Source organism: Pedobacter sp. AK017 (assembly GCF_014200825.1).
Lineage (GTDB): Bacteria > Bacteroidota > Bacteroidia > Sphingobacteriales > Sphingobacteriaceae > Pedobacter > Pedobacter heparinus.
The window spans coordinates 164,852-181,115 of the sequence record NZ_JACHCW010000008.1; the positions used below are offsets into that span (position 1 = coordinate 164,852).

Annotated in this window: 11 protein-coding genes; 4 read left to right on the plus strand and 7 right to left on the minus strand. The window is 40.0% G+C overall.

Annotated elements, in window-relative coordinates; genetic code table 11:
• Positions 1-151: 151 nt before the first annotated feature.
• The 5 genes from HDC92_RS13155 to HDC92_RS13175 all read right to left on the minus strand — a co-directional run bounded on the left by HDC92_RS13155 (position 152) and on the right by HDC92_RS13175 (position 8,294).
• Complete coding sequence (locus tag HDC92_RS13155) at positions 152-1,114, minus strand: DUF5017 domain-containing protein (RefSeq protein ID WP_183875148.1); 963 nt, start codon at positions 1,112-1,114, stop codon at positions 152-154.
• A gap of 22 nt (positions 1,115-1,136) precedes the next feature.
• Positions 1,137-2,978, minus strand: coding sequence for a RagB/SusD family nutrient uptake outer membrane protein (locus HDC92_RS13160; RefSeq protein WP_183875150.1), 1,842 nt, complete (start codon positions 2,976-2,978; stop codon positions 1,137-1,139).
• A gap of 21 nt (positions 2,979-2,999) precedes the next feature.
• A complete protein-coding gene (locus HDC92_RS13165; RefSeq protein WP_255484526.1) occupies positions 3,000-6,425 on the minus strand; it encodes a TonB-dependent receptor in 3,426 nt (1,141 codons plus the stop codon).
• A gap of 180 nt (positions 6,426-6,605) precedes the next feature.
• Complete coding sequence (locus HDC92_RS13170) at positions 6,606-7,604, minus strand: FecR family protein (RefSeq protein WP_183875154.1); 999 nt, start codon at positions 7,602-7,604, stop codon at positions 6,606-6,608.
• 105 nt (positions 7,605-7,709) lie between these two features.
• The gene (locus HDC92_RS13175) at positions 7,710-8,294 is read right to left on the minus strand and encodes an RNA polymerase sigma factor (protein WP_183875156.1); all 585 of its coding nucleotides are present in this window, start codon (positions 8,292-8,294) and stop codon (positions 7,710-7,712) included.
• Positions 8,295-8,684: 390 nt separating this feature from the next.
• Between HDC92_RS13175 and HDC92_RS13180 the strand changes: the two genes are divergently transcribed.
• From HDC92_RS13180 to HDC92_RS13195, 4 genes are all read left to right on the plus strand, one after another.
• Entirely contained in the window at positions 8,685-9,443 is a 759-nt protein-coding gene (locus tag HDC92_RS13180) for a helix-turn-helix domain-containing protein (RefSeq protein WP_183875158.1), read from the plus strand.
• Positions 9,444-9,472: 29 nt separating this feature from the next.
• Positions 9,473-10,618 (plus strand): FAD-dependent oxidoreductase, encoded by a 1,146-nt coding sequence (locus tag HDC92_RS13185; RefSeq protein ID WP_183875160.1) that lies wholly within the window; start codon positions 9,473-9,475, stop codon positions 10,616-10,618.
• Positions 10,619-10,732: 114 nt separating this feature from the next.
• Positions 10,733-11,233 (plus strand): DinB family protein, encoded by a 501-nt coding sequence (locus HDC92_RS13190; RefSeq protein WP_183875162.1) that lies wholly within the window; start codon positions 10,733-10,735, stop codon positions 11,231-11,233.
• A gap of 1,034 nt (positions 11,234-12,267) precedes the next feature.
• Positions 12,268-13,782, plus strand: coding sequence for a WG repeat-containing protein (locus HDC92_RS13195; protein ID WP_183875165.1), 1,515 nt, complete (start codon positions 12,268-12,270; stop codon positions 13,780-13,782).
• On the opposite strand, the gene HDC92_RS13200 is transcribed toward HDC92_RS13195, so the two are convergent.
• Both HDC92_RS13200 and HDC92_RS13205 read right to left on the minus strand, forming a co-directional pair.
• Positions 13,776-15,302, minus strand: coding sequence for a WG repeat-containing protein (locus HDC92_RS13200; RefSeq protein ID WP_183875167.1), 1,527 nt, complete (start codon positions 15,300-15,302; stop codon positions 13,776-13,778). The two genes, HDC92_RS13195 and HDC92_RS13200, sit on opposite strands and share 7 nt — an antisense overlap.
• Positions 15,303-15,355: 53 nt before the next feature.
• Entirely contained in the window at positions 15,356-16,186 is an 831-nt protein-coding gene (locus HDC92_RS13205) for a hypothetical protein (RefSeq protein WP_183875170.1), read from the minus strand.
• Positions 16,187-16,264 lie beyond the last annotated feature (78 nt).

Consider the following 16,264-nt stretch of genomic DNA (forward strand, 5'->3'; position numbering starts at 1 on the left):
CTAAAAGGATTGTAAAATAGAGGCGTCTGTCAAACCATAAACAGACGCACTCTGAAAAGGGCACACCATTACTGCTGAAGCGGCATTTGTATCCCTCAGCACCAATGATTGGGTACTTCATACCTATAATGGCGGCCTGTATTGTATTTTATTATTCAGTAATGGTCAGCTCGATTGACCTTACCACTTCTTTTCTGTCTTTTGTATTCTCATTCGCAGCTACAAAATAAACCTTATATTTGCCAGCGTTGGCAAAAGTGTAGGTATAGTTCTTTTTTTCTACAGCACTGGTACCCCCCTGTATAGGGATAGCAAGATCGGGACCATAGTCTATCTTATTGGTATTTGTAAACCCTTGTGTGATCAGCCAGTTTTGTGTTGATATCTCTGCAGCTGCGGGATTAAGCGTCAGATCTGCATGCTGCAAGGTTAGCGCAGTAGTTGTAGCAGTAGTCCTGGAAATGATCTCGGGATTTTTCTGTACAACACGAAAAGCAGTAGTGGTCATATTGCCCAGTACTTGTGTACCAGCAGATCCCGTAGCGGTAAGACTAAAGGCCTGGAAAGTCCATATTTTCCAGACGCCATAAATGCTTTGCTGACGGATGTTGTACTTAAAAGCAATAAAAAATGGTTTTCCTGCTACCCTAAGATCGGTAAGTGCTATTCCTGCGGCTGGTGTGGCCGCACTGGATGTAGCATTCGTATTCGCTTCCAGCTTGCTCAACCTGCTGGTTACATCAGTCCAGGTAGCATTTTCAACACTGGTAATATTTGAATAATCACCATTAAAATCGGTAGAAACCAAAAGGGAAAACATTCCTGTTTGAAGATTGCTTGTTGCACTATTTGTTACTGCACTGTTAAAAGAAAGGTTAAGACTGCTTATGTCCATTACCCTCCCATCTTTATAAGCATAATCTCTGCCAGTTTCACCGGTATATACAGAAATCAACTGAGGATTTCCATTAAAAGTAAACTCAACAGGAGTACCTTTTTTAAATGTAGATGAGGTTGTACTGACCTCAAAATCAGGCAGGCCCACCTCATCAAATTTTGAACAACCTGATAGTATAAATAATACTAAGAATAGTTTTTGATATATAAATTTCATATGCTTCATCTTATGTCAATGATTACCAGCCAGGGTTTTGGACTAAGGCTTGATTTAATGTAATTTCACGTGTTGGGATAGGATATAACAGATTCCTCTCTTCTACATTTGAATAGGTTAGGGTATACCACGATGCGGTAAGCGGCTGCACGGCATTGTCTGATTGCATCATGGCTAATGTCTGTTTCATTTCTGCCATGTACATTCCCCAGCGGATCAGATCGGGTTTCCTAAGCGCTTCATAGGCAAGTTCCCTCATCCGTTCATCACGGATTACTTCCATAAAACTTTCTTTAGACGCGGTTTGGGTATTCGTAAGATTGGCATCCTCTGTTTTATATATTGTTGCAACCGCTGTAGCCCCATTTCCGCCCCCTCCGCTAAATGTTATAGTAGGTACAGAGGTATATTTACCCCGGCCTGCACCCATGCCGTATGTGGCATCGGGGTTTAATACTATAGCAGTTACCACACCACCTGATATTATTGCCGTGGCCGTAGCACCACCCGTCCCCGAAATCGTAACCGAAGGTGCGGTAGTGTAACCAGTTCCGCCACTGGTGACCGCAATATTCTTGATCCCCTGCGACCAGGCCCTTCTCCTTACTTTATTAACAGCTTCAATTGCATCAGTGGTAACCAATCCTTTAGATTGGCTTTCTGCCTCTGCATACATTAATAATACGTCAGAAAAACGGAGGATAGGGAAATTCTGGGGCGTATTGTAATTTATTTTTGGCAATACCTTTTCATATTCCCTTCTGAATTTTGCTGCATATCTGGTATAAATATTCGTATTTGGTGGGTTATCTAAAAGCGCCTGGCTAAAAAACACCTTGGCACCGGTAGTAGCATTATAGTTAAAAGCAGAAATGTTCCAGTCCCTGCGGTCATCACCGGGTTCGTATTTACGATACATTTTTGCCGTAACCTGATGCATACCATATGCACCTCCTATTGTGGTATTTGTGGTCGCGATTCCGATCAGACTGCCAACAGCACCGAAAGTGTTGTTACTGTTTGAGTTGTTCCCGTAAAATTCGGCTTCCAATATACTTTCACTTACATCATAAGTGTCATTGGCATAACGGATAAAAATATTTTTATAATCCGGGTTCAGCACATGTGCAGCTTCCGGATCATCTATTACCTTTTTTGCCCATTTACTGGCTTCAGCATATCTCGACTGGTCATTTAACGGATAGCCAGCCATATAAAGGTTTACACGTGCCAGCATACCACGTACAGCAGATTTACTGATCTTGCCGCCAAAGCCCAATGTGCGTATAGGCTGTACCAGGTTTTCAGATTCTTCCATATCTTTAACAATCTGGGCATACACTTCTGCAACAGATGCACGCGGTTTCCCGGCACTTTCCGGAGAGGTTGTAGGCGATATCACAAGCGGTACACCACCAAAATTCTGCACCAGCATAAAATAATAATAACCCCTTAAAAACAAGGCCTGTCCGCGGATGATCTGTCTTTTACCCTCATCCATTGTGGGTTTATGCAGGTTGGCAAGTAGCGCATTGGCACGATCTATACCGGTATACATACTCTTCCAGATGCCTTCCAGTTCTGTGTCACCGGCGGCATGTGAGTTGGTACGCAAGCCTATTTCCTGCCGCGCGTAAAACGCTTCATCTGCACACATATTCATCCTGCCCATATATACGCTGCCATATACGGGCCTTGAATATAGTGGAACGTATACACCATTTAAAGCCAGATTGAGATGTTCTTCTGTTTGATAATAGTTTTCAGGAGAAATAAAGTCCTTAGGGTCTGTTTCCAGGAATTTTTTGCATGAGCTTGCACTTAAACAAGCTATGATCATTAATAAATAAGTGATCTGTTTCATGAGAATATTTTTAAATACGGTTTAAAAGGTTGCGTTCAATCCAAAAACTATAGTCTGTGCCTGCGGATATGCTGAATAGTCGAAACCACGTGTTAAGGCCGAACTCTTAACAGATACTTCAGGGTCCAGGCCGGAATAACTGGTCCAGGTAAGCAGGTTTTGTGCCGATGCATGAACTGAAAGGTTTTTCAGGTAAAGTTTATTAATGAACTTTGAAGGGATCTGATAGGCAAGTGATACTGTTTTTAACCGTAGGTAAGAACCGTCTTCAATTACCCTTGAAGAGCCCATTGCCGCGGGGCCCTGGCCACCTACTCTGAAATTCTTATTGGTGGGGTTCGTAGGCGACCACCTGTCTATCCATGACGCAAACTGGTTCATGTGGTAATAATAATTTGAGTTACCTTCAAATACCAGCCTATTGCCATTAAAAATATCATTTCCGGACGACCATTGAAAAAACACGTTCAGCGTTAAACCTTTATAAGAAAAATTATTGGAAAAACCACCGGTATGTACAGGTTCGGCCCTGCCAATTACGGTCTGGTCAAAACCGTTAACAATCCCGTCACCGTTCAGGTCTCTGTATTTGATATCCCCAGGCTGTATAGATGCGCGGGCGTTTCCATTTGTAGGTACATTAAGCTTCAGCGAATAAAGGCCAGGTACAGGATTATTAAAATCTTCATACTGATAAACACCATCAAAAACATAACCATGAAAAACAGATATCGGCTGCCCCACTTTTGCTACCCACAAACTGGGAGCCGGCGAAAAACCACCTGAAACGTCAGAGAATAAAGTACTTGACTCTGTCAGTTCAAGAATTTTGCTTCTGTTGAAGCTGATGTTAAAATTACTTTCCCATCTGAATGAAGGTGTAGAAATGTTTACCGTATTGAGGGAAAGCTCCAAACCCTCATTTTTAATTTTACCAATATTTTTGGTGGTGTTCGAATATCCCGAAATGAATGGGATCTGGGCATTAAGCAACAAGTTGTCGGTTGTCTTCCGGTATATTTCTGCAGTCAGTTCAATCCTGTTTCTGAAAAGGCCCAGGTCATATCCTATGTTGGTGGTAATACTGGTTTCCCATTCAAGATCAGTATTACCCAATTCTGACAGCCAGGCAGAGGTTTGCTGTGGAGTATCATTAAAGGAAACACCATTTACGATCTTGTCAAAACTGATGCGGTTGTAAGTTTCATAGTTACCAATCCTGTTGTTACCAGATAAACCATGGCTTAACCTAAGTTTAGAATTGGATATTAAAGGGACAGACTTCATGAAACTTTCACTTGTCATGTTCCAGGCAAAAGCAGCAGATGGAAAATATCCCCATTGTTTGCCTGGCCTGAATTTTGAAGAACCATCAGCACGGACAACAAGACTGAGCATATATTTTGACTTGTAGTTATAATCCACTCTGCTAAAAAAAGACATCAGTTTATTATCTCCACCGCTAGCTGCAATTGCTAAAGGTGTCCCTTCATCCAATCCCAGCATTCCAAGCTGTTCGTTTGGAACAAACTGTGAGGTAGCCCCATAAGTATTTGTACCAACCCCTTCAAGCGAAAAGCCTCCTAATGCGGTAAGTTTATGGTCTTCCTTAAAAGTTTTTTGATAGGTCAGCGTATTTTCTGCTGTCCAGGTATTGTTCTCAGCAAAACTGAAATTTCCATTTATCCCACGGGTATTGACCGGGTTTAGGGGGGAGCCTTGCGGAGTTAGTGAATTATAGAAAGCTTCACCTCTGACCACGCGTTTTCTATAACCTATTCTTGAATTGAAAGCCAATTCTTTGATAAAATTATAAGTAAGATAAGCATTGCCAACAATTTCGCTGTTAATGGTTTTACGGTGTGTATTTTGGGCAGTGATAACCGGGTTTATACGTACATTATTGCTGCTAACCGCCACATCAGGGTCGATCAGTTCTTCTTCCAGATTGGCATTTTCATCTGCCGAAACCGGCCTGTAGCCATATACATTGGCAAATATATAATTGGAGAGATTCGAGCTCCCGGTATTGGAAGCTGCAGCCAAACCGAAAGAGGTGGCATTACTGTAGTTGGCATTAAAACCAACCTTCAACTTGTTACTTACATCCTGGTCTAACGAAACCCGGGCAAGTGCATGGGTATATCCTGAATTGATCATTAAACCTTCCTGGTCGTTTAACACACCTGATACAGAATACCTGCTTTGTTCACCGCCTCCTCTGACGGCAAAATTATGGGTCTGCATGGTTCCACGGCGAAATATCAGGTCCTGCCAGTTCACACCAGCCACATCCCGGTACGATTCTAAAGTTTTACCGTTGGGAAAATAAACCTGGTTTACCAGATTGGTGTTGATCATCTCTGATTGCGTTTTAACAAATTCATAAGGGCTCATCATTTCCATTTGTTTTCTCAACTCCTGCACGCCCAGGGAACTGTTTAGTGTAATTACAGGTTTTCCTGCTTTTCCTTTTTTGGTTTGTATTACAACTACCCCATTGGCCCCGCGCGCCCCATAAATTGCTGTGCCCGAGGCATCCTTTAGTACGGTGATCGATTCAATATCGTCGGGGTTCAAAGAATTACTTTGAAAACTCTCCATCGCAAAACCATCTATTACATATAATGGGGCAGTACTTTGGGTTAGCGAACCAGAGCCTCGTATTACGATGTCTTGTGCACTGCCTGGTTGTCCATCACTTGTAGACACCTGCACACCCGCCACCCGGCCTGCAAGCGCTTCGGTAAAAGTGAAAACCGGAGCTTTTACCAGGTCGTCCATTTTTACCTGGCCTACCGATCCTGTAAGGTCTTTTTTGGTGGTTGTACCGTAACCGATCACTACTACTTCATTCAGGCCTTTATCCTCATTTACGAGGCTCACATTATAAGTTCCTGCTCCTGAAAAATTGATTTCCTGTTTAATGTATCCAATAAAGGAAACAACCAGCGTACCTGTATTTTGCTGAGCATTTAGGGTATAAGTCCCATCCTGGGCAGTTACAGTTCCGTTAGTGGTCCCTTTAATCAACACGTTAACGCCAGGGATAGGCATTCCTTTATCATCAGTGACTTTACCACGTATGACAACTGCTGATACCTGCGCTGTTTCTGCATCTTTAGAGACAGATTCTTTTTTGATGATCAGCACGTTTGTAGCGATTTTTTCATAGGTAAGCCCGGTGTTGGCCAGCAGTTCCTGAAGTACGTCTGACAGTTTCTGGTTGTTCTTCTGATAGGTAACAAGATCAGATCCTGAAAGGTCTTCACTTTTATAAGTGAAACGGATTTTGCTGCGTTGTTCTATTTGTTTCAACGTTTCTTTCAGGCTTGCACTCTTTAGTTCTAAAGAGACGACAATCTTGTTCAGATCCTGCCCTACTAAAGTGTTTGCCTGAAGTACTCCGCTAAGCGTTAAAAAGCATATCAGATAAAAAAGTTTCATAATAGCAAACTTGTATGTAAAGATTAATTGCATAGTTTTGAATGGTTTTTAATAATTCTCGAATGGGTTATTAATTAATCGTAATACCGTTCTCCGGCTGGTACCCGGGAACGGTTTATTTATTTTAGCTGGTTCTTTTCATCAATTCATCTTTTAGTTAACATTCTGTTAGTTGTCTGGTTACTTTATAAGGTATTGGTTGTTTTTAATTTCCAGCTTTGAATCTGTTAGCTCACAAAGGATTTCAAGCGCTTTTTTTGCACCAATGTCACGGTTAAAGGAGGTAGTTACAGATAGCTTTTCCAGTTGTCCCTTCATCAGGATGATCTCTGTGTTGTATACCCGTTCCATATCGCTGATGATGTCACCAAAGTTTTCGTCCTCGTAAGTTAAATATCCATACTGCCATGATCCTGCATTGTTGTTTTCAATTACCTTGTCGGTAGGTTGCTGCAGGTCTTTTTTATTGATCTTTATTTCCTGTCCTTTAATTAAAGTAAAAACCACTTTATCCTGTTTCAATACCTGGACTTTACCTCTTTTAACAGATACAGTAATATGCTGCTGGCCTTCGTATGCCTTAATATTAAAAGCAGTACCAAGCACTACTGTAGTTACCTCTCCGGTATGGATAACGAAAGGAATCTTATCGGCATGTTTCACATCAAAATAAGCTTCACCATTGAGGTATACCTCACGTTTTTTTCCGTTAAATTGCTCAGGATAATTAATTGTACTGGAGGCATTGAGCCACACCTGGGTACTATCACTCAGCAATAAAAACTTATGTTCGGCCCTTTCCGTAAACTTTTGCACTACGGCAATTTCAACAACATCAGTATTAAACTTCTGTAACATTACTGCACCAAAAACAATTACAAATAAGCAGGCTGCAGCAGGCCATACATGAAAGCTTCTTTTTTTTGCCCTTGTTTGCAGTGTTTCAACCTCCGGTTCGTATAACCAGTCTGGCTCTCTGAGTACAAGTTTACCGGCTTCATTTATATAGGTAAGCGACGGGTTGTTTTTTTTGATTTCATTGTATACACGCTTAATCAGGTCATTAAGCTCTTTATCATTCTTTGCTGCATTGATGACCATAAAAAAATCTTCCAGTTCTTTTCTAGTCGATTTATTTGTGTAATACTGCATGAAAAGGTAGGTTATGCGGTCTTTCATCTCAAGCTTTTATATATAGTAGCTTCAGCTCAGGGCAATTTCCTATTGTAGTCCAGCTGATTGCTTAAAAAGAAAGGTAAACAACTGAAAATCAGTCGAAAATATTTACATATTCCAGAAGGTCGTGAGCACAACCACTATGGCTTTAAAGGTAAGGTCAAAAAATTTGCGGATGGCTTCACTGGCGGAAGACAAATGGTTTTTTACGGTGTGCTGTGATATTTTCATCTCATGAGCAATATCTTTATACGTTTTGCCCTCAGTATTTTTTAACAGGTACACTTGTTTTCTTTTAGCAGGAAGCTGCGCTATGGCCAAAATTAGGATGGAATCAAATTCACGAGCCTCTATTCTTGCATCACCATCTTCCTCCAGGTCTTTTAAAGCGATCCAGATCTTTTCTTTTAAGCGGTCATCGGCCGAAACTTTACGTAAATACTTAATTACCTTAAATCTTGTAATCCGGAAAAGATAAGCTTCAATATTGTTGATCTCGTGTAGTTTTTCCCGCATTGTCCATAAAGTCAGGAAAACTTCCTGAATGATATCCTTTGCCACGAAATCATCTTTTGACAAACGCAATGCCAGCGTATAAAGTGGGTGTTCGTAAGTCCGGAACAGTTCACTAAAAAGCATTTCCTGTGCCTTGGTCTTGGCAAGTCCACCTTTCAGTTCTATTTTTTCCGGCATATTCATTAAGTTTTATTATGGGTTCTTCTGCTTATTTTTTATAATTTCTGCGCTATCGACCATAAATGAAACAGTATTTAAGTGTACGTACACGAATTACAACCAAGGTATGAAATATTTTGAAACAAAAGAAAATATAAATTAAATAATCCAGGGGATAAAGTAACCTCCCTGTTTTAGTGTAACCTGCCAACATAATGAACAGAAATTGCATTAGCCCCATCCTATGGCCTGGAATGGTATAACTCTGATGTGCAAAGATGTAGCTTTGTGTTATTATTAAACTTTAGTGCTAAATTTGAACTGACTTTTTTTCAAATATAAACCGGACTACCAAGCTAAACTCTTGGGCGTCATTAAAAGGCGAAACCTTGCTAATGGACAGACAACATGGACAATGATTTGCATTATGAAATCATAAAACCCCACAAACCGCTTTCGGATTTTGTAGATAGTTTTTGGTTTTTGCACAATCAATCTGACAGCAATAAAGAAACTACAGGATTGCCCGATGGACGCGTTGATTTATTCCTTTTCCAATCGCCCACAGAACCTTTCCGTATCGCACTTCTTGGCTTGGGGACAGCACAACACGAGTCAGCTGTTATACCTGCCAATGGATTGATGTTTTCCATTAGTTTTAAATTGCTTGCGATAGAATATATTTTCCATGACACCATTTCAAACATCGTAAATAATGGGAAATTATTACCCGAAGGTTTTTGGGGCTTTACAAAAGATGATTTACAGGATTTTGACCTTTTTGTAGAAAAAGCTACGAAAAAAATCCAATCGCTTTTGCCGAAAGATATTGATAAACGCAAACTCAAATTGTTTGAACTCATTTACGTAGGAAAAGGTGCTGTTACAGTAAAAGAACTTTCCGAAAAAGTATTTTGGAGCAGCCGCCAAATCAACCGTTATTTCAATCAGCAATTCGGTATTTCCCTGAAAACATATTGCAACATTTTAAGGTTTAGGGCGTCGCTGGAACACATTGCACAAGGAAAACTTTTTCCTGAAGAGAATTTTACTGACCAAAACCACTTCATCAAAGAAATAAAGAAATTTTCGGGCGTAGTACCGAAAGAATTATTTAAAAATAAAAACGACCGATTTATACTATTATCAACGCTACCCAGGAAATAGTTTTGCAGTATAAAACAAATTCTAAGATAATGTTACTGGAAAATAAAAAGGTTGCAATTGTTGGCGGAGGAATGGCTGGATTAACTTTAGCTCGGCTATTACAAATGAAAAACACTGACGTAAAAGTTTACGAAAGAGATATGAATCGTGATGTCCGGGTTCAGGGTTCTACCTTAGATTTACACGAAGGTTCAGGCTTGGAAGCGATGAAACGAGCAAGTTTAATTGATGAATTTTACGCATATCATCGCCCAATTGCAAGCAAGATGCGTATTGTGGATCAAGCCCTCCAAATAAAATTTGATGATCATAACAGTGGAAAAACAATTTCAGAGGATCGTCCTGAAATTGATCGCTCGCCTTTGCGTGATATTTTATTGAATGCATTAAAACCAGATACAGTCGTGTGGGACAGTCATTTCCAATCTATGGAAAAACAAAGCAAGGGCTGGCTGCTGCATTTCAAAAACGGAACAGGTATATATGCCGATCTGGTAATTGCAGCCGACGGAGCAAAATCAAAAGTTCGTCCGTTTTTAAGCGCTGAAAAGCCGGTCTATTCAGGTATTACATTGATTGAAGGAAATATTTATGATGCAGAAAAAAATGCACCAACACTTTTTGAATTTACAAAAGGTGGAAAAGTTATGGCTTTTGGTAATGAGCAATTTATAGGATATGGCACAAAAGGCGACGGCTCGATTATGTTTGTAGCAAGCTGCAAAGCACCTGAAAATTCGGTTACACAAAGTGGCATTGACTTTAAAAATAAAGCGCAAGTCTTTGCATGGTTTAAGGAAACATATGCAAGTTGGAGCGAGGAATGGCATGAATTTTTCACTAACGATGATGTACATTTTATTCCGCGTCCGCAATACTATTTTCCACTCAACCAAACCTGGGAAACGCAGGATAACCTTACCATGATTGGCGATGCGGCTCATTGTATGCCGCCATTTGCCGGCGAGGGTGCAAACGTAGCTATGCAAGACGCATTTGAATTGGCAGAATGTTTAGCCGGCACGAAATTCAGAGATATGAAAACTGCAATCTCACATTTTGAAAAACAAATGATTAAAAGAGGTGCGGAAGCTACACAGGATACATTAGAAAACAGCGAAATAATGCACTCAAAAACCGCATTGGAACAAATGCTGGCATTTTTCAGTCATTAAAAGACACCGCTACAAGCTAACAATTTTAGTTTTAACAATTATTTTATGCCAAAAAACTTAGCATTTACGATTTTAACTTATAAATTTGTGAGATAGATTTTAATTTTTTAAAACATGTACAGGAGCATTGAAGATTTCACAAAAGATTGGGAATTGGAAACCCAGGGAACCCTAAAAGTCCTTTCAGCGATTACAGAGCGTACCCGTAAAGAAAAGATCCACCCTGACGTTCGCTCGCTTGCGCGGCTTGGCTGGCATTTAACACAAACCATTACCGAAATGGGACATAAGGCAGGGTTATTTACAGAGGATGAACTGGAGTATATTTTACCACCATCTGATTATACCGAACTGGTAAGCCTGTATCAGCAATATTGTAGAATATTAGCAAATGCTGTTCGTTTGAAATGGACCGACTCTGGGTTAACGGATCAGGTAGAGATGTACAATGAACAATGGGAAAAAGGAAAAATATTGCGTGTACTGATTGCACATCAAACGCACCACAGGGGGCAAATGACTGTGATCATGCGCGTGTTGGGATTATTGGTACCTGGACTTTATGGTCCTTCAAAAGAAGAATGGGAAGAATTTGGAATGATGGTACCAGAGTAATTCTGTTTACCTCGTATAGAAATAAAATCTCTATTATAGCAAAAAAGCGGCTTAAAGCCGCTTTTTTTTTGTGTTCCCCAACGGACTATTCTCGAACCAGTTTATTGATGATTTGAAGAAAATAGCAAACTTGGACACCCTTGTTAATAGTGAGCCCCTTAGTAGAGATTTCAAACTTCGATACAAACGATATTATACCAATCAGGAAAGGAAAAATAAGCCTTTAACGCAAGTATGGGCAGAAAATGGTTTTACAAAATACAAGACTGACTAATCATTAAAAATTTATTTATCGTCTAAATGGGATGATTTTGTAGTTTCATCACTAGCAAAATCATCCCTACTATATAACTTACTACGCAGCCTCGTTTTTTAACCGTTTTAAGACCTTTTCTAGACTGGCAATTTTTGTCAGTCTGAATTTTTATTTATACTGTTCATAGTCATAAGGAGTAAAATCTTCTTTGTACCTGACCATTCTGTAATAGATAATTGCGATTTTTCTTGCGGTTGCTATGATCGCATATTTATGTCTGCCTTTTGCTTTGATCCTCCTGAAATAATCACCAAGAAAGCAACTTCAATAACAGTCATAATGAACTTTACTACCTGAAGGGAATAATCCATTAAAGCAGCAATAGCACCGAAAGAAAGAACCCATACAGAAATACCAACCCCGATTAGTACCGTTCCAGATAATAGTTGATCGGGTGTATTGCCCCACTTCAAATCTTTGTCTATTCAGATAAATTATGGTACCTGAATTACACAACTGGCATTTTATATAACAAGCATCCTGAACCTCAAAAGGGAAAAGGAGAAGTTGGAGTTGGACTCGACTCTGCGAGCCACAATAGTTTCTGGAATTTTATTATACACCTAGGTTATTGTGGTAAATTTCAGAATACCCAAATTTAAGAATGAGATATATTACCATTTATCTTTATTACAGAATCGCCATCAAGCTCTAGATTTAAATTACTTAAAAACTTAAAATCAAATTGTATCTTTAAACTTTCACATCAAAAATTTTCATGAAAAAATTAATACTTTCACTATTAATGCTTTTTGCATTCAATACAACTAACGCTCAATCTCCCCTTATTCCATATCGCTTAGGTAAACTGTGGGGACTGGCAGATACTACCGGAACCATTAAATTAACCCCAGCTTATGATGCAATAGAGCTCGATCAGGTAAAAAGGGTGGGTAGCAAAGAATCAATTCCTTTTTTCATTACACAAAAAAACAAGAAGTATGGCTTGCTTCAAGGCACTTCTACCATATTGACTGCTAAGCACTATCGATTGTTCATCGACTCGGTCTTTATCCAGGAAAACCGGCAGATTGAAAATAATCATACTGTTGGGGGTAGCAGAACAATCGTCAGAAACCTAAAGGGCACAGTGCTCTTCCCCGATTCGATTATGGAAATTACTCCGGTTAAGTATTCAAAACAACCGCAAATGATGATGTTTGTAACCTTTGGCAAAAATTGTTCAGGAGCGTTTTTATACGATCATAAAAAGCAGGTCATCACGCAATGGTTCTTTCAGAAGATGGCTTATGTGTACCTTTCCGACCAACAGGGCCGCCTGTACGCCACTGTTGGTGCTGCTGAAAAATCCAAACCTTCTTTCTATGAACTGATTTACAATATCGCCACAAACAAGTTTGATATTAAACAGCTGGCCGCACTGCCAGAAACCAGAGGAGGTACCGGTGATGCACTTTATAAGGCACGTAACATGGAATATGGCGGGGTGTCAGGCAACAAAGGCAATAACCTGATGTTTGAGAAGAAATTCATCAAAACCCGGGATGGTTGGTCGCAAGTTACCATAACCATGCGGTACAGAGAAAAGGGGGTCAAATCCGACACCATCAAGCTGAGTTTACAAGCCGACAGCATCATGCTTACCGATTTTAGTTCAGGTCGTTTTGGGCAATACCATACTACCGATAGCTATTGGACCAAGGCAACCGATACGATCTATACTTACCAGAATTACCTGCGCTATACCAAAAATGGTAAGAAAGGGGTTTTTGTTGAGGGTAAACCCGTTCCGGCGTTATACAATGACCTGATCTATTTCAAAAGCTCGGCCGCAGGCAAGCCTATATTTCTGGCGGCCCAGATATCGGACAAAGACCATAAAACCTATTGGGGAGTGATTGACGCACAAGGCAGGGAGGTGCAGCCTGTCATATATGACGAGATTATCCGCTCAAATGGCTCGGGACCAATGTGGGTACTGAAAAAAGGAAATCTCTATGGTATTGCCGATAATGAAGGTAAAATTGTTTTTCCGGTAAAGTATGATAAAATTGTTCCGGAAGAGTCTTTCCTCTCCTTTTCTATTATCCATCAGGGTAAGTTTGGGTACCTGGATATGTACAAGAATAGAATTGAACCGAAGTTCCCGTATGCCGTAAACCGCAAACTACCTATGACCAACGGCTACGCAGTATTTGAGTTAAAAGACAGTGGGGGTAAGGTACTCGGTTTTGCCGATCCAAAAGGATTCTTATACTTCAAAAATCAGTAACCTGAGCCACGTTGTGGAACCTCGTTGCCATAACGATCAACCAAAAACCGCTCTCTATCAATTTCTATGGTAATGATTCCCCTGGTTTGGGCGTGATAAGCATCCCTGATTCTGGGGTATTGAACTGGAAACAGAACATTACCTTCAAGGTCCAGCACACCAGATTTGTCTGCCTTTTTAACAATCAATATGTTATTGTTAGGCTCAATATAATCGTACGGCAGTGACACAGCGGCTTTGGTTTTTAGGTTCATTCTATTCCATTTTCCAGCCTGACTGATCACAACAGTACCATTACGGGCGAGTAATAAATCGTCGTAAATAAGCGGTAATACGGGTTTTCCCGTCAGATCGGTCAGCCCCCTTTTCTGACCTCGTTCTACCACAATTAGTGAAGCTTTTTCATCGATGTAAAGCACATCATAGCTGCAAGGTAAAACCTCAGTGCCGAGAAGGGATATTGCACCAAACTTCCTATCCTTTTCTACAACCACAATTTGCTTTTTGAAATATACCAGCTCCTGGTAAACCGGTGGGACAAGCATTTTTCCACTCAGGTTCATCAGTCCAACTTGTGCTTTTGCTGGATTGCCTTCATTGATCTGGAGTAAACGCTGTTCATGAAGATACTTTGGAGGTTGACTCAGACCAGGCGACAAAATGGTTTTCCCCAAAGTGTCTATCAAACCATAACGTTTGCCCTGTTGGGTTTGCATGGATACCAAAAACAGACCTTTGGTAATTACCCGTATCTCATCGTAGGCAGGAAGCAACAGTACCTGACCTTTACTGTTGGCTATCCCTTTTTTCTTCTCCGAGCTAAACAGAATTAACCTGCCACTATTATCCGCATACGGCAGGTAGCTAAGGTCATCGTATTTAGCCGGCAAAACCACTTGTCCGGTTTTGCTGATAAGTCCATATTTGTCGTTTTGCCTGATTTGGAACAGCTCATTTTTCTTACGGTCATTGTAAGAATCGAATAAGGAAATATCTTGATACTGTGGTTTTTTTATAATGACACCATTACTTTGAGCAAGTCCTTTTTTTCCATCTTTTTCTATTTTAAGGAGGTTTTCGCTAATGTACGTCAGATTATCATAGGCAGCGTCCAATCCTTTTTGCTGACTGGTTTTGTGGACCGTGCCTAATCGTCCGTTGATATTGATCTGTTGATAGGGATCGTTTCTTCCATAGTCATGACTAGAGATGGTTATCCCTGCATCCCCCATACTCATATCACCGTTATAAGTCCTGTAACCAGGAATCTGATCTTCAGGAATAATATTTGCCCGTACATCAATCAATTGCGACTTTCCATTGTAAACAGCTTTAGCCGCCAGCATCAAAGGATTTTTTTGCAGTGTATCAAATTTACCAACCAGACTGTACCCCTTGTCCTTAAGTAGTTGATGGAATTTGGGATTTGCGATATAGCCATTTGGATCTGGCTTGTAAGTTTGTGCCGTTAAAGTTTTAGCGATAAAGAACAATAGGAAAATTGCGATAATTTTAGGCATAAGCGTTGATTTTGAAATTAGTATATTGTAAGTCTTTCTCATAGTAAGTTTTTTTAATAATAAAGAATATTCCGCTCTTCCCATCGTGTGGACCTCCCATCGATATTCTTCATCGTTAGCCAGTTATTTCGCTTATCATAGGAATAGACAGTAGTATGTACAGTATGTCGTTTCCGCATCTGGTCATATGTACCATACTCAACATGATTGCCAAATTTGTCATTTAAAAAATAGTACTGGGTTTCGGGATAGCCTTTATCATTGAAAATATCCCACCCTATTTGAAACTGGTTTTTATCATAGTATTGAATGAAATACGATTTAGAATAAGTGGACCTATTTATTACACTATTCTTTAGCGCATTGTAAGTGTAGGTGGTAACATCCTTTTTACCGCTACGCTCATAAGAAGTCATTGATATGAGTCTTCCCTTTGCGTCATATTTGTAAGTCTTTGTAAAAAAAACTTGATCTGAATCCCGGGAAAATGCTTCAGTGGTTATAGTATTCTCCTTTAGATTTACTTTGCATTTGGTAACCAAAGCGGGCTTCAGGCTGTCTTTATTATAATATATATGCGCTGATATTTGCCCATTTTCATAGGTATAGACATCCCTGGCCGCTAAACGTCCATCAGCCAGGTATTGTGTGCGTTCCGATAAGTTTCCCTGGTGGTTAAACTTTTGAACTATTACGGCCCAGAGTACTTTTTTAGTTGTATCTCTCTGTTTCCCATTATTATATAACCGGGTAGTTATTTCCCTGACTCTTCCCTGAAGTAGCAGTACTTTGGAAGAATTGCTGAACCGCGTGTCGAAAATCTGGGCAGTGGCCGTCAGATGGAACAGTAATAAAAAGTATAAACAAATCAAACGGTTGAGCATTACCATAGATTAAATTAAAAAACAAACATAAGTTTAATCATATTAAACTTGGACAAAATTATTGGAGTTTTACTAAAA

Coding starts and splice junctions, on each gene's coding strand:
- HDC92_RS13155 (WP_183875148.1), bottom strand. CDS start 1,114: ATGAAATTTATATATCAAAAACTATTCTTAGTATTATTTATACTATCA.
- HDC92_RS13160 (WP_183875150.1), bottom strand. CDS start 2,978: ATGAAACAGATCACTTATTTATTAATGATCATAGCTTGTTTAAGTGCA.
- HDC92_RS13165 (WP_255484526.1), bottom strand. CDS start 6,425: ATGAAACTTTTTTATCTGATATGCTTTTTAACGCTTAGCGGAGTACTT.
- HDC92_RS13170 (WP_183875154.1), bottom strand. CDS start 7,604: ATGAAAGACCGCATAACCTACCTTTTCATGCAGTATTACACAAATAAA.
- HDC92_RS13175 (WP_183875156.1), bottom strand. CDS start 8,294: ATGCCGGAAAAAATAGAACTGAAAGGTGGACTTGCCAAGACCAAGGCA.
- HDC92_RS13180 (WP_183875158.1), top strand. CDS start 8,685: ATGGACAATGATTTGCATTATGAAATCATAAAACCCCACAAACCGCTT.
- HDC92_RS13185 (WP_183875160.1), top strand. CDS start 9,473: ATGTTACTGGAAAATAAAAAGGTTGCAATTGTTGGCGGAGGAATGGCT.
- HDC92_RS13190 (WP_183875162.1), top strand. CDS start 10,733: ATGTACAGGAGCATTGAAGATTTCACAAAAGATTGGGAATTGGAAACC.
- HDC92_RS13195 (WP_183875165.1), top strand. CDS start 12,268: ATGAAAAAATTAATACTTTCACTATTAATGCTTTTTGCATTCAATACA.
- HDC92_RS13200 (WP_183875167.1), bottom strand. CDS start 15,302: ATGCCTAAAATTATCGCAATTTTCCTATTGTTCTTTATCGCTAAAACT.
- HDC92_RS13205 (WP_183875170.1), bottom strand. CDS start 16,186: ATGCTCAACCGTTTGATTTGTTTATACTTTTTATTACTGTTCCATCTG.